Below are 18,139 nucleotides of genomic sequence, written 5' to 3'. Positions count from 1 at the left end.
CTCGTAAAACGTCAGGAGGGACCGCAGGTCTTATCCCGCGGTCCCGGCTTCGTCGGAGATCAAAGGGCGCTAAGCCCCTTAGGCATCCAGCCAGACGCGGGTTGCGACGTAGCCGTTCGACATGTCGTTGCCGATATCATGGACATAGCCCTTCACCTGCTTAGTGGAGGCGTTCACGAAATCGTTGAACATCGGCAGGATCAGCCCGCCTTCGTCACGCACCATCATCGCCATGGTGCGATACATCTCCTTGCGCTTGGCTTCGTCGAGCTCTGCACGGGCCTCCAGCAGCAGCTTGTCGAAGTCGGGCCGCTTGAAGCGGGTATCGTTCCAGTCCGCCGTTGAGAGATAGGCGGTGGAATACATCTGGTCCTGCGTCGGCCGGCCACCCCAGTAGGAGGTCGAGAAGGGCTGGACGTTCCAGACGTTGGTCCAGTAACCGTCGCCCGGTTCGCGCTTGACCTCGATCTCGATGCCGGCCTTCTTGCAGCTTTCCTGATAAAGGACGGCGGCATCGACGGCGCCGGGGAAGGCGACTTCCGAGGTGCGCAGGAGGACCGAGCCGCTGTGGCCCGACTTCTTGTAGTGGAAGGCAGCCTTGTCGGGATCGTAGGCGCGCTGCTCGATACCCTCTGGGAACAATGCATAAGTGGCGTTGATCGGAAAGTCGTTTCCGACCTTGCCGTAGCCGCCGAGGATCTTCTCCACCATGGTCTCCCGGTCCATCGCGTATTTAAGCGCAAGGCGCAGGTCGTTATTGTCGAACGGCGCCTTGTCGCAATGCATGATGAAGACGTAATGGCCGCGGCCGGCGGTCGAGAGGATCTCGACATTAGGAGCGCGTTTCAAGAGGTTGACGGTCTTCGGGTCGACGCGGTTGATGTAGTGTACCTGGCCCGACGAGAGCGCCGCGATACGGGCGGTGGCGTCGTTCATACCGATGATTTCGATCGAATCGACATAGCCGCGGTCGCTGCGCCAGTCGTCCTTGTTCTTCTCGAAGGTGGCGCGGACGCCAGGTTCGAAGCTCGTCATCTTATAGGGGCCGGTGCCGATCGAGGCGAGCGGATCGTCGACGCCGCCATTCGGCTGGATGACCAGATGGTAGTCGGAGAGCAGCAGCGGCATATCGGCATTGCCTTCGCTGAGCGTCAGGACGAGGTTGCCGCCATCGGCCTTGATCTCCTTGATCGAGCCGAGAACGCCGAGCGCACCGGATTCCGACTTTGCATCGGTGTGACGCTTCAGCGTCGCGACGACGTCGTCGATCGTCAGCTCCTTGCCGTCGTGGAACTTGACGCCCTTGCGGATCTTGAACGTCCAGGTGACGGCATCCTTCGACGGCTCCCAGGATTCGGCGAGCGCCGGCACGGCAGCCCCCGTCAGCGGGTCGGATTCGACCAGCATGTCGCCCCAGCAGCGGCCGACGCAGAACATGAATTGCGACAGAAACTTCGCCGGGTCCTTGGAATCGGTGGCGGCACCGCCTTCGAGGCCGAGTTTCAGATGGCCGCCGCGCTTCGGTTCCGCGGCTTCGGCACTTTCGGTGAAGAGCTTGTCGGCGACGGCAAGTGTGATGCCGGCCGCCATCGCGCGTCCCATGAATTCGCGGCGGCTGAGCCCGCCGGCGGTGACGCGGCTTGCGAGATATTTGGTGTAGTCGTTCATTCCCCTGTTCCTTCTTTGGTGCGTTGACAGAACTTCCGGGCAGGATCGCAGGCAGTTTCCTCTCCGCCTCCGGTGCCCGCATCATGCGGGAAAATGCGCGGTTGCCGCCGCCTCCTCATCGTCCTTTCCAAATGGGGCTTCGCTTCTCCGCGAAAGCCCGCGCGCCTTCCAATTGGTCTTCGCTCGAATAGAGTCTGTCGACCGTTGCAAACTGCCGCTTGGTGATCTTGTTCATGGCAGTCTGGAACGTCGAACCCTCCGCTTCGCGCACGATTTCCTTGATCGCAGCATAGACGAGCGGCGGCCCGCTTTCGAGTAATCGGGCAAGCTCCCAGGCTCTCGCCATCAAGCGCTGGGCCGGCAAGATCTCATTGACGAAACCCCAGCGATGCGCTTCGTGAACGTCGAGCCAACGCCCCGTCAAAAGCATGTCCATGGCGATATGATAGGGGATGCGCTTCGGCAGCTTGATCGACGCGGCGTCGGCAACCGTGCCGGAGCGGATTTCCGGCAAGGCAAAAGTCGCATTCTCGGCAGCGAGTATCAGATCGGTCGCGAGCGCGATCTCCAGTCCGCCGCCGCAACAGATGCCGTTGATCGCTGAGATGACGGGCTTGTTGAGGTCACGCAGTTCCTGCAGCCCACCGAAGCCACCCACGCCGTAGTCGCCGTCGACAGCATCGCCCGAAGCAGCCGCCTTTAGATCCCATCCGGCGCAGAAAAACTTTTCGCTCGCACCCGTGACGATGGCGACGCGCAAGTCAGGGTCGTCGCGGAAATCGCGAAAGATCAATCCCATGGCGCGGCTGGTTGCGAGGTCGATGGCGTTTGCCTTCGGCCGGTCGATGACGACTTCAAGCACTCCGCCGTCCCGTCGTGTGCGTATCTGGTCGCTCAACCTATGCTACCTCCTTCGCCGTATCAGGGCATCGACTGCGGCAACACCTTGCCCCTCGGGAAGAACCATCAACGGATTAATGTCCAGTTCCTCCAAGCGCGCCGCATTCTTTACGACATATTCTGCCGCAGCTGCGACAGCATCGACCGTAGCTTCGAGATCACCTCTTGACCGGCCGCGATAGCCATAGATCAGTTTCGCCAGTTTGAGACGCGAAATCGCCGCGTGAATCTGAGTTTTCGTTGCCGGAAGCGGCAGGATGACGGAATCTTCAACCAATTCAACGAAGATTCCACCCGCTCCCAAGGTGAGAGACAAACCGAAAACAGGGTCACGCATGGCGCCGACAATGAGTTCGGCGACCGGCGGATCGATCATCTTCTCGACGAGATAACCGGCATTCGATGCCATTTCCGCCGCCGCTTTCGTCACGGCTTCAATATCCTTAAGGTTGAGGACGACGGCCCCGGCTTCAGTCTTATGCGCGATACCGAGCCCCTTCAGCACGACAGGGAAACCGAGCCGTTCCGCCTGCGCGGCGGCTTCGCCGGGAGAAAAAGCCTTCAGCCCCCGGGGAACTGGGAGGCCGCAGGCAGCAAGCTCGATCTTCGCATCCGCTTCCGTCAGCGTCTCGAGCTCGCCATCGACAGGGACGACGTTGAGCAGGTGCAGGGGAGGCGGACGACCCCAGGCATCGCCGATCCCAGCGGAAACTTCCGCCGCGATGATGGCTTCGTCGGTACCCGAGAAGGCGACGATGCCATTGGCCATCAGGCGCTCGGCGACAAGCTCCGGCATGTTCTCGGGAAGGGTCGCGAGCACGCCGGCCAGCGCACCGGTGGCGGAGGCCGCCGCGATGACCGCGTCTACCGTCATCACCCACTCGGACGCATCGCAGCGGTCACCACGTGGAATATCGAGAACCACGAGATTAAGCGCGTAGTCCCCTTCGAACATTGCGCTGAAGGCTTCGGTCTGGCGCACAACATCGCCCCAAACGAAAGTGTGGTAATCGAGCGGATTGGCAAGCGCGACCATTTCGCCGAGCGCCCGCCGCAAGCGCGGCAATTGCTGCGGCTGTAGTGCGGGGAACTCCACATTGCGGCCGACAGCGGCATCCGCCATCAGCGAAGCCTCGCCGCCAGAGCAGCTCATGGACGAGATCGAATTGCATTTGAGAGGCCCGGCGATATGCAGCAACTTCAAGGTTTCGAGCAGTGCCGGCAGGCTCTGGACACGGCCGATGCCGAGACGAGCGAGCACGGCATCCGCCACCGCATCTTTGCCGGCAAGCGAGGCGGTATGCGACACGGCCGCGTGTTTTGCCTGCTCGGACCTGCCGACCTTCAGCACGACGACCGGCTTCTTCGACCGGCGGGCGATGGCGGCGAGGCGCTCGAGGGAAGCGATTTGCCCGAAACCTTCGACATGGAGGCCGACCGCCGTGACGCGCGGATCCTCGATCAGCGCGCAGGCGATATCGGCGAGCGATGTCTGCGCCTGGTTGCCTGCCGTGACCACATAGGCGATCGGCAGGCCGCGCGTCTGCATGGTCAGGTTGATGGCGATATTGGAAGACTGGGTGAGGATCGCGACGCCTTTTTCCAGTCGGCGCATGCCATGCTGATCGGGCCAGAGCAACGCGCCGTCGAGCCCATTGATGAGGCCGTAGCAGTTCGGCCCGAGGATCGGCATGTCGCCGGCCGCCGAAAGCAGTTCCTGCTGCAACTCGGCGCCGTCGCCGAGTTCCGCCGTGGCTTCGCTGAAGCCGGACGCATAACAGACCGCGCCGCCAGCGCCGGCCATTGAAAGGGCGCGCACGATCTCGACCGTCAGCATCCTGTTGACGCCGACGAAAGCGGCGTCCGGTGCCGAAGGCAAATCGGCGACGGAACGATAGCAGGGGCGCCCGAGCACATCGTCCAATCTGGGATGAACGGGCCAGATCTCGCCTGAAAAGCCCATGCGGTCGCATTGCTCGATCACCCTGCGCGCCTCGCGCCCGCCGAAGACGGCGATCGTTTGCGGTCTGAGCAGGCGGTCGAGTGGGCGAGAGGTCATCGGCTCACGCTCCCAAAGGTCTGAGAAGGTCACGGCTGATGATGTGCCGCTGGATTTCGGAGGTGCCGTCCCAGATGCGCTCTACACGCGCGTCGCGCCAGAAGCGGGCGAGCGGCAGATCGTCCATCAGGCCCATGCCGCCGTAAATCTGGATCGCCTCGTCTGTCACGCGGGCCAGCATCTCGGAGGCGTAGAGCTTGGCCGAGGCGATCTGCCGGTCCGCGGGACGGCCAGCATCGACCTGCCAGGCGGCCGCAAGCGTCAGCCAGTCGGCCGCGTCGATCTCGGTGATCATGTCGGCAAGCTTGAACGACACGCCCTGGTTGGCCCCGATCGGCTTGCCGAACTGCTTGCGCTCGGCCGCATAGGGCAGGGCCATTTCGAAGACGCGGCGCGCCCGGCCGACGCAGGTGGCGGCGACCGTCAGCCGGGTGCCGTAAAGCCACTGATTGGCGATATCGAACCCACGATGCACCTCGCCCAGCACCTGGGCTTCGGGAATGCGGCAATCTTCGAAGCTCAGCGTGCAGTTATGGTAGCCGCGATGCGAGACGGATTCGTAGCCTTTGAGGATTTGAAAGCCCGGCGTGCCGCGATCCACGAGAAAGGCTGTGATCTTCTTCTTGATGCCTTTCGCCGTTTCCTCCTCGCCCGTCGCGGCAAAGACGATGACGAAATCGGCGACATCGGCATGCGAGATGAAGTGCTTCGTGCCGTTGAGGACGAAGTCGCCGCCGTCGCGGCGGGCCGTGCATTTCATACCGCGCATATCGGAACCGGCGTCCGGCTCGGTGATGGCGAGCGCATCGATCTTCTCGCCGCGCACTGCAGGCAGCAGGTAACGCTCGCGCTGTTCGCCCTCGCAGGCCATCAGGATGCCGGAGGGCCGGCCGAAAAATACCGTGAGCCCAAGAGAGCCGCGTCCGAGCTCCCGCTCGACCAGGGTAAAGGTGACATGGTCAAGGCCGGCGCCGCCGACCTCCTCGGGGAAATTACAGGCGTAGAAGCCGAGATCGATGCATTTGCGCTGGATCTCGCGCCCGAGCTCCCGCGGGACGATGCCGGTGCGCTCGACCTCGTTCTCATGCGGATAGATTTCGGTCTCGACAAAGGCGCGAACCGTGTTGACGATCATTTCCTGTTCTTCGCTGAGGCCGAAATTCATGCCGCTCCTCCTACCGCCTTTCGCCGACGTGACGACCGGCGCCTTCGGGCAGCGCCAATTCCGAATGAGCCGCGGCGATCGTCTTTACCTTGTCGAGCACGGCGGCCGGCGCCGGCACGGCCTTGCCGGCTTTGCTGTCGACATGCAGCAGCATGTGCTCGGCGGTGGCGAGAGCCTCGTCGGTCGCCGTGTCGTACAGAGTGTGGAAAACGTGCAGCCGCTTGTCATCGGCGGCGAGCACCTGGCAGGTCGAATGGATCGCCTGCCCGAGCTTGGCCTCACCGAGATGGCGGATATGGCTTTCCACCGTATAGTAGCTGTGGCCTGCCTCGACATAAGCAAGGTCCACGCCGACGAGGCGCAGCAAGGCATCCGACGTGTCGCCGAAGACCTGGAGGTAGCGGTGTTCGGTCATGTGGCCGTTATAATCGACCCAGGCGGGGCTCACCTTGGTTTCGACGAGCCTCAGCGGCTTTGACGCATCGACCGTGACGGCCGGACCGCCGCCTCGCGCCCAGAGCGATTGTTCGAAATCCTTCAGCAGCTTGCCGGCGCCCCAGCCTTTGCCGCCATCGCCGCCTTTCAGCGCCTGCAGAATGCCGACGAGGTTTTCGTCGCGGAGGCGTTCGAGCGCGCGGATTGAAAGTCCAGCCGCCTGCTCGTCGGATTGCCGGCCGATCTTTTCGATCAGCGCATCGTCGAGGTCGACGACATCGGTGAGCTTGGTCCAGGGCCAGGCGAGGCAGGGGCCGAACTGGGCGAGGAAGTGGCGCATGCCGGCTTCGCCGCCGGCGATGCGGTAGGTCTGGAACAGGCCCATCTGCGCCCAACGCAGGCCGAAGGAATAGCGGATGACGTCGTCGAGCGTCTCGACGGTGCAGATATCGTCGTGGATGAGCCAAAGGGCCTCGCGCCAGAGCGCCTCGAGCAGGCGATCGCCGACGAAGGCTTCGATCTCCTTGGCGATGTGGACACCCTTCATGCCGATCGGCGGCAATCGTTCCATCGCTGCCCGGATGGTCGCTGCCGAGGTCTTCTCGCCGCCGACGATTTCGACGAGCGGCAGCAGATAGACGGGGTTGTAGGGATGGGCGACGAAAAGGCGCTCGGGGTGCTTCATATCCCGCTGCAGATCGGTCGGCAGCAGTCCCGAGGTGGAAGAGCCGATCAACGCGTCGGGACGCGCCGCAGCATCAATTTGTGTCAGCACGCCGCGCTTGAGGTCGAGCCTTTCCGGCACGCTTTCCTGGATCCAGTCGGCATCGGCGACGGCTTCCACGAGTGTGCTGCAGAATGTCAACCGGCCGCGCGGAGGTAGCGGTGCGCCAGTCAGCATGGCATAAGCCTTTTCGGCATTGGCAATCACTTCGCCGACGATCCGGCCTGCCTCCGGATGCGGGTCAAAGACGTCGACATCGATGCCGGCGAGCAGGAAACGGGCGATCCATCCGCCGCCGATAACGCCACCGCCGATGCAAGCCGCTTTGCTGATCCTTGTCATACCGCCCTCAGCGCTTCGTCAGTTTCAGTTTATCGCGGACGTCTTGCGGACCGATGATCCGCGCGCCCATGCCTTCCACCACCTGCACGGCCTTTTCGACGAGCTGCGCATTGGTGGCGAGTTGGCCTTTGCCGACGAAGAGGTTATCCTCCAGACCGACACGAACGTTGCCGCCTGCGAGAACCGCCGCTGCCGGATAGGCCATGGCATTGCGGCCGATCGAAAAGGCCGAAAAGGTCCAGCTGTCGGGCACGTTGTTGACCATCGCCATGAAGGTGTTGAGATCGTCGGGCGCGCCCCATGGAATGCCCATGCAGAGCTGGATCAGCACCGGATCTTCGATCAGGCCTTCCTCGGCAAGCTGCTTGGCGAACCAGAGATGGCCGGTGTCAAAGGCCTCGATCTCCGGCCGCACACCGAGATCCGTCATCTTCCTCGCCATCGCCCGCAGCATGGCCGGCGTATTGGTCATGACATAGTCGCCGAGATTGAAGTTCATCGTGCCGCAGTCGAGCGTGCAGATCTCCGGCAGGCATTCGGCGACATGGCTGACGCGCTCGGTGGCGCCCGCCATGTCAGTGCCTTTCGCATTGAGGGGAAGGGGGGTTTCGACATCGCCGAAGATCAGGTCCCCGCCCATGCCGGCGGTGAGATTGAGGACGACGTCGACATCGGCCGATCGGATGCGGTCGGTGACCTCCCTGTAGAGATCGTTGCGGCGGCTGGCAGCCCCCGTTTCCGGATCGCGGACATGGCAGTGAACGACGGCCGCCCCAGCCCTGGCGGCGTCGATCGCGGAAACCGCGATCTGCTTGGGAGTGATGGGAACGTGGCTGGATCTGGAAACCGTATCGCCGGCGCCGGTCACGGCACAGGTGATGAAGACATCGCGGTTCATAGCAAGAGGCATTTTTTGTTCTCCCGTCTATGCAGCATTACGCGCCAGGACGGACAATGATGCTTTGCACTATCAGAGACACTTGATACATTATCAGAACCGAGGAGGTCAGCTTGCTACAACGATCGACGGAACGACTGGATATCGATCTCCTGGTTCTTCCCGATACCAACCTGATCCTGATCGCGTCGGTCATCGAGCCGCTGCGCGGTGCCAACCGCATTTCCGGCAGCGAGCTTTATCGCTGGCGGCTGCTGACGCCGGACGGAGCGCCAATCCTGACGACCAGCAATATCGCGGTGCCGGCGGAGGGAACCTTTCGGGCGACGGCCGAGGATAATCCGCTGTTCGTCCTGGCAAGCTACAACTGGCGACGCAGCGCGACGCCGGCCCTCAAGATGCAGCTTTCCCAGGCCGCCCGCCACCGCTCGGTGATTGCGGGCATCGAGTCCGGCACCTGGTTGCTCGCCGAGGCAAGCCTGCTCCATGGGCTACCGGCCACCGTCCACTGGGAGGATTATGAGGATTTTGCGCTTGCTTATCCTGAGGTGCGAGCGGTCAAGGATCGGTTCGTTATCGATCGCAAGAGGCTGACGACGTCGGGTTCCCTTCCAACCGTCGACCTGATGCTGGAGATCGTCAGGCAGCGGCAGGGTTATTCGCTGGCGCTCGAAGTCAGCCGGCTGTTCCGTTACGAGCAGCCCTCCTTTCATGCCGACGAGCCCCTTTCGGCTGGTGCGGCAGGACTGCGCATGCACGATCCTCGTGTGAGTCAGGCGGTGCGGCTGATGGAGGAGCACATCGAGCAGCCGCTGATCCTGGCGCGGCTCGCCCGCAGGGTAGGCATCAGCGCCCGGCATCTCCAGGACCTCTTTCAGCAGAGCTTCGGCGCGCCGCCGCATGTGCATTATCTCGCTTTGCGCTTGAACGCGGCACGCCGCAAAGTGATCGAGACGACAGCCTCGTTCGCCGATATCGCTGCGGCGACTGGCTTCAATTCGGCCTCGGCCTTTGCCCGAAGCTATCGGGCGAATTTTTCCGAGAGCCCGTCCGAGACCCGCCGCCGCTTGCGCCGGCGCATCACACCATCGGAAGCGCGTACATAGGCTGGAACGCGTCTCGAACCATCTCGGCAAGCTCGCGCACCGCCTCGCTCGAACGGTAGGTGCTCCGGCGTAGCACGACCTTGGATGAATCGACCGGCGGGAAACCGTCTTCGGTTGTCAGCTCCCGGCAGCCGGACGGGATATTGCTGCGGGACAGCGCGGTCACGGCAAGACCTGCGGTGACTGCGTTCTTCAGTCCGGAGCTTGTATCGGCGATGAATGCGATCCGGTAGTTTCGGCCGATCTGCTCCAGCGACCGGAGCGCAAAATCGCGACACCAAGTGGAGTTGCGATAAGTCGCAATGGGAAGGGGATCCAGGTCGTGCAGCCGGTGGACCATGGATGTGACCCAAACGGTAGGATCGACGCAGATGACCTCGCCTTTCGCCTGGTCGCTCCAGTCGAAAACCACGGCGAGATCGAGTTCACCCCGCTCGAGAGCTGCGATGTTGCGGATCGTATAATCGCAGGAGACTGTGACTTCGACAGCCGGGTGACGTACAGCAAAAGCCGCAAGGGCTGCCGGCAGCACGGTCTGGCTGTATTCCTCGGGTATTCCGATGCGCACAGGACCGTCGAGCGGTTTGCTGCGGATTCTCGCCGCCGCCTCGTTCAAGAGGTCGATCACGCGGCGGGCATAGGGCACGAGTTGTATGCCTTGGCGCGTCAACAGCACGCCACGGGCGCCGCGCTCAAACAGGGTTTCGCCGATCGCCTCTTCGAGCCGCTTGATCTGGGTGCTGACGGCCGATTGCGTCCGCCCGATGCGCTGGGCCGCCGCAGAGAAATTGGATGTCTCGGCGACGACGAGAAAGGTTCTTAACAGATCGCTTTCGACCGGCTCATGCATGGGACATGCCATAGAAAAAATCGATGATAGCCATCTCTACTATTCGTTTGCCTTATGTCAATTGCCGGCGCAGAAATGGGCGGCGTTCGACTTCCTTCTTTGAGAATCTCTGCGTGACCATTGACAATCCGACCACACGCCTCGCAGGCAGCGAGCACGAGAAGGGTGTTCTTCTCATCATTGCCGCGACGCTTGCCTGGAGTGCCAGCGGCGTTTACTCGCGGCTGCTTACGACTGACGTATGGACGGCGATCGCGTGGCGGTCGTTGTTCGGAGGCCTGTTCCTGCTGATCCCCTGCCTTTTCCTCGAAGGGGGCATCTCACGGCGACAATGGCGTTCCGTCCTCCGTCCCACCGGCCTTGCTATGATTGCCTGCCAGACCTTCAGTCAGGGATGCTTCATCGGGGCGCTCTACATGACCACCGTCGCCAATGTGACGATGATCTATGCGACGACGCCTTTCATCGCCGCCTTGTTCGGCTGGCTCATCCTCAAGGAGAGGGTGGCCAGACGGACGCTGATTGCCGGCGCGATCTCGCTCTTCGGCGTGGCCGTCATTGTCGCCTCGTCGATCGGCGGCGGCACCGGCTGGGGCGACCTGCTGGCGCTCGGTATGACCGCTTCCTTCGCGCTCGTCATCATCATTCCCCGTATCGATCCCGGCGTGCCGAGCCTGCCGCCGACCGTGGTCAGCGCTTTCGTGACGCTCGTCATCTTCGCGCCCTTCGGTTCGGTCGGCTCGCTCGACCTGCACAATTGGATCGTCCTCGCCGCCTTCGGCGCGACGAATTTCTCGCTGGCGCTGGTGCTCTTCCTCGCCGGGGCGAAGCGGATGCCGCCGGCGGAGGCGGCGCTGATCGGCACGATGGAGATCGTGCTGACGCCTTTCTGGGTCTGGCTGCTATTTTCCGAAGAGCCGCCCGTCGCCACCTATTTCGGCGGCGCCATCATCCTCGGCGCCGTGTTCTGGCATACGGCGGTCGACTTCAGCCGAGGCCGGCGGCCGCAGCTTAGCTAATTGCCGTTTCTCCGTCCGCTGACGCAACCGTGTTGGGCTGGTCCTGTTCGCTCATACTGAGATGAGCGACCGACCGATTGCCATGGCGACCATTCCACACGGTGGCCAAGACCAGCCTTCACAGCGTCAGGTACCTTCGGCCTCACTTAGCCAAAGAACGCACGAAGCTGAGCGAAAAACCCGCCTGGTTTGTGACTCGCTATCTTCCGTACGCGGCGAGCGACCGTTGCCGCGCTGACGCGTTCACCGAAATGACAGAAGCAGACAAGGTCGTGCAGTTGTTCATCGCTGAGTTCGAAGAACCGCTTGGCTTCTCCATAGCTGTCATTTTCCATTCCTGCCGCCCGCAGAATGGGATCAGCGAATGCAACAGAGATTGGGGTGTCGTCGTCCCGCAAGGCGATACGATCTGCAATCGGCTGATATTCGGTTTCGTGAAGCGTCTTGAGGAAAGGTCTGGAGCTGCGTTCCAGACTTTCGGCCCACCGCTCAAGCCGTTCGCGCCGCGTTATTTCTAGGCGCTTGCAGGTCGTGCTGACCTTCGCAATCGTTTTCAACTGCTCTACTGTATACTGTTCCATTTCGGCCTCCTATCTTCGGAAAAATAGATGGTCCGCTCCCAAAAACAGCCTCGCTCAGGTCGCAGCGGATGTCCAATCACGATTGAGAACGGCAACGGCACTTGGCCAAATTGATGCGCGCGCAGGTGACATGAGCTAGCCGGGTCGATGCGGGTAAACCGTCATATTCGCGGGATCAGCCTGCGTCCTCAACTGGAAGCTATGCGACTTGTCCGACTGTCGCCTTGAGTGTCACCCATGTCGTTTTTTCGGGCGCTGTTTTTCGTCAGGCATGGTTTTCTTGACATGTTCACGGCGCTGCCTCTCAAGCTGGCGCTATGAATTATAGGAGGCCGGCCAGCCGCCTGCGCGCGATCCGGCAGCGGTAGAAGAACTGAACTCCTCAAGAGGTCGCCGGATTGACATCCGGAGATATCGAGATGGATCGAAAGGAGGTTCTGGAGCCCGAAACCAGCTCTTTGCGTAGCAGACCCGCGGAGTGCGGCGGGCGATGATGAGCGGAACGACAGGCCAGACCTTTCGTGCTCGCTGTCTCCTCGATCCAGTCTGTCCCGCCTATCTCAGAAATTCGAACATCGCCCGATGCGGCGTTGTGAATGCCGGGCTGCAGAGGAGGCAGGCCGGAGGAAAGCTTGCCGTCGACTGCATCGGTTGCAGCTCGAGGCATTCAACACATGGGAGGAATCCATGAGCAAGAATAGAGGCGTCGTCTATCTCCGGCCGGGTAAGGTCGAAGTCCGCGATATCGACGATCCGAAGCTGGAAGCGCCGGACGGCCGCCGCATCGAACACGGCGTGATCCTGAAGGTTATCTCCACCAACATCTGCGGCTCCGACCAGCACATGGTCCGCGGCCGCACGACGGCAATGCCGGGCCTGATCCTTGGCCATGAAATCACCGGCGAGATCATCGAGAAAGGCGTAGACGTCGAGATGCTCGACATCGGAGACATCGTCTCGGTGCCGTTCAATGTCGCCTGCGGCCGTTGCCGCTGCTGCAAATCTCAGGATACGGGCGTCTGCCTGACGGTAAACCCAGCCCGCGCCGGCGGCGCTTACGGCTATGTCGACATGGGCGGATGGATCGGCGGACAGGCACGTTACGTCACCGTTCCCTATGCCGATTTCAACCTGCTGAAAATCCCCGATCGCGACAAGGCGATGGCGAAGATCCGCGATCTCACAATGCTTTCCGACATTCTGCCCACCGGCTTTCATGGCGCAGTGCGCGCAGGCGTCGGGGTCGGCTCGACCGTCTATGTCGCCGGTGCCGGCCCTGTCGGTCTAGCGGCTGCGGCTTCGGCTCGCATCCTCGGTGCCGCCGTCGTCATGATCGGTGATTTCAACAAGGATCGCCTGGCGCATGCCGCGAAGGTCGGTTTCGAACCCATCGATCTTTCCAAGAGCGATCGTCTTGGCGACATGATTGCCGAGGTCGTCGGCAGCAACGAAGTGGACAGCGCCATCGATGCGGTCGGCTTCGAGGCACGCGGCCATTCCGGCGGAGAACAGCCGGCGATCGTGCTCAACCAGATGATGGAGATCACCCGCGCCGCCGGCTCGATCGGTATTCCCGGTCTCTACGTGACCGAGGATCCGGGTGCTGTCGACAATGCCGCCAAGCACGGCAATCTCTCGCTTCGCTTCGGTCTCGGTTGGGCAAAAGCGCAGTCCTTCCACACCGGCCAGACACCGGTGCTGAAATATAATCGCCAGCTCATGCAGGCGATCCTCCACGACCGGCTGCCGATCGCCGATATCGTCAACGCCAAGGTCATCCCGCTCGACGACGCCGCCGCTGGATATGAAAGCTTCGACCATGGCGCGGCAACGAAATATGTCCTCGATCCGCACGGAGAGGTCGCGAAAGCTGCCTGACCCAAAGGAAAAATTTATGACGCCGCGCCTGTTTCGCAGGCGCGGCGTTGTAAACAATTGACGTGTCGATCACAAGAAGCGCGCGACAAAACTACTGGATGCTGAACGGGAAATACTTAGCGTTGATCATGTCATAGGTCCCGTCGTCCTTGATGGCCTTCAAGGCTTCGTTCAGGCGCGCAAGACGCTCCTTGTCATCCAGGCGCAATGCGATCCCGGCACCCTCGCCGAAATAAGTGATATCGACCAGGTCCGGCCCCTTGAACTCGCAGCAGGTCCCCGCCTTGGTGTTGGCGATCCAGTCATAAATGGCGAGTTTATCCTCAAGGATAATGTCGACGCGCCCGTCCGACAGCCCTTTGTATAATTCCGGCGAAGATCGGAAAACCGTCTTTTTCATGTCTGGATACAAGTGGTTGGCATAAGATTCCTGCGCTGTCGACGATGTCACCCCGAGTTTTTTGCCGCTGAGGGCGGCGGGGCTGACGTCACTGATCGGCGAGTCCTTACGGGCGATGAACACCGACGGGCTGGTGTAATATTGGGCGGTGAACGCGACCTTCTGGCGGCGCTCCAGGCTCATCGACATGGAGGAAATGATCGCGTCGTATTTGCCGGCGACGAGATCGGGGATCATGTCGTCCCACTTTTGGATGATGAATTCGCATTCGAACTTGCCGGCTTCGCAAAGGGCATTGGCGATATCGATGTCGAAGCCTTGCAGCTTGTTATTCGCATCAAGATAGTTGAAGGGCGGAAATGCACCTTCGACGGCAACCCTCATGGGCGTGCGATCTTGCGCAGCCAGCTGCAACGGTACGGTCGCGGCGAGAAGAAGACCCAGTCCGCCCGCCATCAGCGCTCCGCGGAGTATAGTCTGAATGGAAAGGCGCAACATGTCTGAAACTCCTTGTGAGGTAATCTCGCCCCATAGTGCGCCGCAGCCTTTAATTCTACGTGAACGCTTCTTTGTTAGCCTCCACGAATGCGCCCGTATCGTGGTGGGTTCAGGGGTTTAGGCTTGCACATCGTTGTTCCTTCCAGCTCCAATACGTTTCAGCAATCCTGGATCGCTTCGGGGAGAATTCTGTTCCTGATCGCTGTCAGCGGGCTGGGAGCGATCGGACTGGTCGTGCTCTCTGCGCTCTGGGCGGGAACCGAAAGCGACGCCGCGGCCCTCGATCGACAGCGCCAGCTCGTCAATGCGCGCCTCAGGGAACAGGTCGATCAAGTCGCGCATGTCATCGGTCAATTCGGCAATGGCTATCTCGCCGGTGTCTATCCGGCCTCCCGGGCAGCCGGAGTTTCCTCCAGCCTCGATACTGTTCTCACCGCAGCGGCCGGGAGTGCGATCAGCCAGACTGCAATGTCGGCCTTCGGCTACGATCAGGCCTTCGTCGTCGACGACAAGGCGCAGCTGATCATGATGACCGACGCCGAAACGGAAAAGCGCTATCGCTGGATGAGGCCGCTCTTTCTGCCTCTCCTTAAAGATGCCCGCCTTACGGGGAGCCGGGGCACAGTTCCCAGCGACCGGACCCCATCATCGATGGAAAGCCGCTTCGCCGATACCGCCCGCGCCAACCGAGCACTTGCCAATCTGATGCGGCTCGAAGGCCGGCCGACCATCGTGGGCATTGTCGCCGTCAACGAAGCCGCCGAGAGCCAACCGCAGCCGATGCGGCAATTCCTGATCGTCGTACGGTTTCTTGACGGCGCGGCGCTCGACGAATTGAGCCGGCAACAGGGCCTCAACGGCGCCCGCTTCGCGCGCACGGCCGACGCTGACGAAAACGAGGTCGCGTTCCAGATCGACGCCACGGCGAACGGTGAACCGATCGGCTTCATCGTATGGCGGCCCGATCTTCCGGGTTCGAGGGTGATCGGCCGCTTGATGCCGGCGCTTTCGATTGCCGCCCTGGTGATCGCGGTCCTGTTTTCGGTTCTGCTCTTGCGCCTGCGAAGCAGTCTCGGCGAATTGAAGAAAAGCGAGCTGCACGCAAGGCAGCTCGCCTTGCATGACGTGCTGACAGGCCTTCCCAACCGCGCCATGTTCGCGATGCGGTTCGAGGAGTGCCTGGCCGACCCGCGCAATTCCACCGAGCGGTCGGCAGTGGCGCTTCTTGACCTCGACCGCTTCAAGGCGGTGAACGACACGTTCGGCCATGCTGCCGGCGACGAACTCATCAGGATGGCTGCGGCGCGAATCCGCGCGTTGCTTCGTCCGGACGACACGCTTGCCCGGCTCGGCGGGGACGAGTTTGCCCTGCTTCTCCCGAACATCAGAGATGATCAAACCTTGCCGTCCATCTGCGATGCAATCGTTGCTGAACTTGGCAAACCCTTCCCGCTTTTGAGGGGCGAAGCAGTCGCCCGGGTCGGCGGCTCGATCGGCGTGACCGTCGTGCCGGATGCCGGGCGCAATGCCGACGATATCATGCGTTACGCCGACGTCGCGCTTTATGAGGCAAAAATGGGCGGAAGAGGCCAGTGGCGCGTCTATTCGCCGTCCATGGACGGCGGCAGAAATGCGCGCGATATCCTCAAGAACGAGCTGCGGGAAGTTCTCGCCAAGAGCACCGCCTCATTCCCCGAGACTTCCTCCTCGGCTCCGGTTACGGGACGGTCTGATTTCGGGTCCCTCGAGGTCTATTACCAGACGGTGCATCGTGCCGGGCAGGGATTTCAGGCGTCGGGCGCCGAGGCGCTGGTGCGTTGGCGTCACAGTCAGCGCGGGCTCCTGACGCCCGCCAGCTTTATCCCTGCGGCCGAGGAGGGCGGTCTTATTGACGCGCTTGGTTTTTGGGTATTGCGCGAAGCCTGCAGAGCCGCCTGCAAATGGCCTGAAGGCACCTTTGTCGCGGTCAACGTATCTCCCGCCCAGTTGAGAAGGCCAAATTTTGCCGAGGAGGTGTTCGCCGTGCTTGAGGAGAGCGGGCTGTCGCCATACCGGCTCGAGCTCGAGCTCACCGAATCTTCGCTCATCGAGGACAATTCCGAGATCTATTCGGTGCTGAGGTCGCTCCGCAGCCAAGGCGTTCAGATATCGCTGGACGATTTCGGAACTGGCTTTTCATGCCTCAGCCACCTGGTGCGCTTCGAAATAGACCGCATTAAGATCGATCGCTCGTTCGTCTCGTTGCTCGGCACGAAAGCCAATGGAGCGGCCATCATCGGCGCCATCGTCGCGCTCAGCCGCAACCTCGGCATTTCGACGACGGCCGAAGGGGTGGAAACAGAATATCAAAGGGATTTTCTGGCTGCCCTCGGCTGCACCGATCTTCAGGGCTACTTCTTCTCCAAACCGCTTCCGCTTCGCGAACTCGACTGCTTCGGCAAATCCGAAAGCGGCGCCGCATTACGGACGATCGTTCCCGGAGCCATTGCCTGAGCAGCTTTTGATCTGCCGGGCAGTCGGGAACTTTCGCCCCGGGCAGCGGTTCACGCCCCAGAGCCTTTCCTCGTCAGATTGAAACATTCTGAGCAGGAAAGGCTCTTGGACGAAGGGAGATGTAATGGGCGAGATCGGCGAGTGGCGGCACCTTTGCGTCGACATGCAGCGGATGTTCGCCGAAGACACCCCGTGGCACGTTCCCTGGATGGCCCGGATCTCCCCGCAGATCGAGGAACTCGCCGGCCGGCATCCGTCCCGAACGATCTTCACGCGCTTCGTGCCGCCCCAGCACGCGGATGCGATGCCCGGAAAATGGCGCGACTATTACCGGAAATGGTGGATGATGACGGGCGAGCATCTTCCGCGTGACCTCGTCGAGCTGGCTTCCTCGCTGACCTTGCTTGTTCCGCCGGCAAGATATTTCGACAAATGCACCTATTCCCCCTGGATCGACGGCCGCCTCCACACAACTCTTCAATCCGAGCGGGTCGACACCCTTGTGGTCACCGGTGGGGAAACGGACGTCTGCGTGCTTGCCACGACGCTCGGCGCCATCGATCTCGGCTATCGTGTCATCATGCTGAAGGACGCCGTCTGCAGTAGCGCCGACGACACCTATGACGCATCGCTAGAGCTTCTGCACGACCGCTTTTCCGTGCAGCTCGAGCTCATGGAGACCGAGGAGTTCTTGAGCGGCCTTGGCTGAGAGCCTCTCTGGCGATCTTTATTGATATGCATCAAGGCGTGGTCTTCCCGCGCTGGCATAAGGTTGCCGGCAGCCTGCCCGAGCAGCCCGGTAGCGCGTCCCGCGGCAGGTTTACGAGATCAACCGGTCCGGAGATAAGCTATGTCCTTGAAGCTGATCAGTGGAATGATGAAATCGTCCGGCGAGGAGGCCCTGCTGGTAATGGATACCGGCGGCACCAACCAGATGGTCGTTATCGACAGGCAGGCGCTTCTTGAGGTTGCCCAGCCGCCGCGCTGCGACGAAAGCCGGCTTCAGGAAAATATCGGCCTTTTCAGTCGAATCGCCTGCGCGAAGTTCGATTGTGGCGATATCGAGCCCGACGGGCGCATCCACATTCATGCGGCCGACCTTGGCACATCAGTGGGCGCGTAG

The 18,139-nt window shown here is 61.6% G+C and carries 15 protein-coding genes; 6 read left to right on the top strand and 9 right to left on the bottom strand.

Going from position 1 to position 18,139, the window contains the following annotated elements:
* Nucleotides 1-78 precede the first annotated feature (78 nt).
* The 6 genes from FFR93_RS30800 to FFR93_RS30775 all read right to left on the bottom strand — a co-directional run bounded on the left by FFR93_RS30800 (nucleotide 79) and on the right by FFR93_RS30775 (nucleotide 8,203).
* Complete coding sequence (locus FFR93_RS30800; protein WP_138395970.1) at nucleotides 79-1,668, bottom strand: ABC transporter substrate-binding protein; 1,590 nt, start codon at nucleotides 1,666-1,668, stop codon at nucleotides 79-81.
* 115 nt (nucleotides 1,669-1,783) lie between these two features.
* Entirely contained in the window at nucleotides 1,784-2,566 is a 783-nt protein-coding gene (locus FFR93_RS30795) for a carnitinyl-CoA dehydratase (RefSeq protein WP_138395969.1), read from the bottom strand.
* A 6-nt stretch (nucleotides 2,567-2,572) separates the two neighbouring features.
* Nucleotides 2,573-4,627 (bottom strand): acetate--CoA ligase family protein, encoded by a 2,055-nt coding sequence (locus FFR93_RS30790; protein ID WP_138395968.1) that lies wholly within the window; start codon nucleotides 4,625-4,627, stop codon nucleotides 2,573-2,575.
* 4 nt (nucleotides 4,628-4,631) lie between these two features.
* The gene (locus FFR93_RS30785; protein ID WP_138395967.1) at nucleotides 4,632-5,792 is read right to left on the bottom strand and encodes an acyl-CoA dehydrogenase family protein; all 1,161 of its coding nucleotides are present in this window, start codon (nucleotides 5,790-5,792) and stop codon (nucleotides 4,632-4,634) included.
* Nucleotides 5,793-5,802: 10 nt separating this feature from the next.
* Nucleotides 5,803-7,293, bottom strand: coding sequence for a carnitine 3-dehydrogenase (locus tag FFR93_RS30780; RefSeq protein WP_138395966.1), 1,491 nt, complete (start codon nucleotides 7,291-7,293; stop codon nucleotides 5,803-5,805).
* Between the two features lie 7 nt (nucleotides 7,294-7,300).
* Nucleotides 7,301-8,203, bottom strand: a complete 903-nt coding sequence (locus tag FFR93_RS30775) for a 3-keto-5-aminohexanoate cleavage protein (protein WP_064709282.1) — start codon at nucleotides 8,201-8,203, stop codon at nucleotides 7,301-7,303.
* Between the two features lie 101 nt (nucleotides 8,204-8,304).
* Between FFR93_RS30775 and FFR93_RS30770 the strand changes: the two genes are divergently transcribed.
* Nucleotides 8,305-9,297 (top strand): GlxA family transcriptional regulator, encoded by a 993-nt coding sequence (locus FFR93_RS30770; RefSeq protein WP_064709281.1) that lies wholly within the window; start codon nucleotides 8,305-8,307, stop codon nucleotides 9,295-9,297.
* On the opposite strand, the gene FFR93_RS30765 is transcribed toward FFR93_RS30770, so the two are convergent.
* Nucleotides 9,272-10,147 (bottom strand): LysR substrate-binding domain-containing protein, encoded by an 876-nt coding sequence (locus FFR93_RS30765; RefSeq protein WP_138395965.1) that lies wholly within the window; start codon nucleotides 10,145-10,147, stop codon nucleotides 9,272-9,274. The genes FFR93_RS30770 and FFR93_RS30765 overlap by 26 nt on opposite strands.
* Nucleotides 10,148-10,260: 113 nt before the next feature.
* Here FFR93_RS30765 and FFR93_RS30760 point away from each other — a divergent pair, with 113 nt between their 5' ends.
* A complete protein-coding gene (locus FFR93_RS30760) occupies nucleotides 10,261-11,166 on the top strand; it encodes an EamA family transporter (protein WP_138395964.1) in 906 nt (301 codons plus the stop codon).
* A gap of 146 nt (nucleotides 11,167-11,312) precedes the next feature.
* Here the strand turns inward: FFR93_RS30760 and FFR93_RS30755 are convergent, their stop codons facing one another.
* Nucleotides 11,313-11,747 carry a hypothetical protein gene (locus FFR93_RS30755; RefSeq protein WP_064712920.1) on the bottom strand — a complete coding sequence of 145 codons (435 nt, stop codon included), beginning with the start codon at nucleotides 11,745-11,747 and terminating at the stop codon, nucleotides 11,313-11,315.
* Nucleotides 11,748-12,434: 687 nt separating this feature from the next.
* Between FFR93_RS30755 and fdhA the strand changes: the two genes are divergently transcribed.
* A complete protein-coding gene (gene fdhA / locus FFR93_RS30750; RefSeq protein WP_064709488.1) occupies nucleotides 12,435-13,625 on the top strand; it encodes a formaldehyde dehydrogenase, glutathione-independent in 1,191 nt (396 codons plus the stop codon).
* Nucleotides 13,626-13,716: 91 nt separating this feature from the next.
* Here the strand turns inward: fdhA and FFR93_RS30745 are convergent, their stop codons facing one another.
* The gene (locus FFR93_RS30745; protein ID WP_064709277.1) at nucleotides 13,717-14,523 is read right to left on the bottom strand and encodes a transporter substrate-binding domain-containing protein; all 807 of its coding nucleotides are present in this window, start codon (nucleotides 14,521-14,523) and stop codon (nucleotides 13,717-13,719) included.
* 123 nt (nucleotides 14,524-14,646) lie between these two features.
* Between FFR93_RS30745 and FFR93_RS30740 the strand changes: the two genes are divergently transcribed.
* From FFR93_RS30740 to FFR93_RS30730, 3 genes are all read left to right on the top strand, one after another.
* Complete coding sequence (locus FFR93_RS30740) at nucleotides 14,647-17,016, top strand: EAL domain-containing protein (RefSeq protein WP_138395963.1); 2,370 nt, start codon at nucleotides 14,647-14,649, stop codon at nucleotides 17,014-17,016.
* Between the two features lie 124 nt (nucleotides 17,017-17,140).
* Entirely contained in the window at nucleotides 17,141-17,725 is a 585-nt protein-coding gene (locus FFR93_RS30735; RefSeq protein WP_138395962.1) for a cysteine hydrolase, read from the top strand.
* 141 nt (nucleotides 17,726-17,866) lie between these two features.
* Nucleotides 17,867-18,139, top strand: a complete 273-nt coding sequence (locus FFR93_RS30730) for a hypothetical protein (RefSeq protein ID WP_138395961.1) — start codon at nucleotides 17,867-17,869, stop codon at nucleotides 18,137-18,139.

Source organism: Rhizobium sp. MHM7A (assembly GCF_005862215.1).
Taxonomy (GTDB): Bacteria; Pseudomonadota; Alphaproteobacteria; order Rhizobiales; family Rhizobiaceae; genus Rhizobium; species Rhizobium bangladeshense.
The sequence above is the reverse complement of the archived record's forward strand: the minus strand, read 5'-3'. Positions and strand labels throughout refer to the sequence as shown.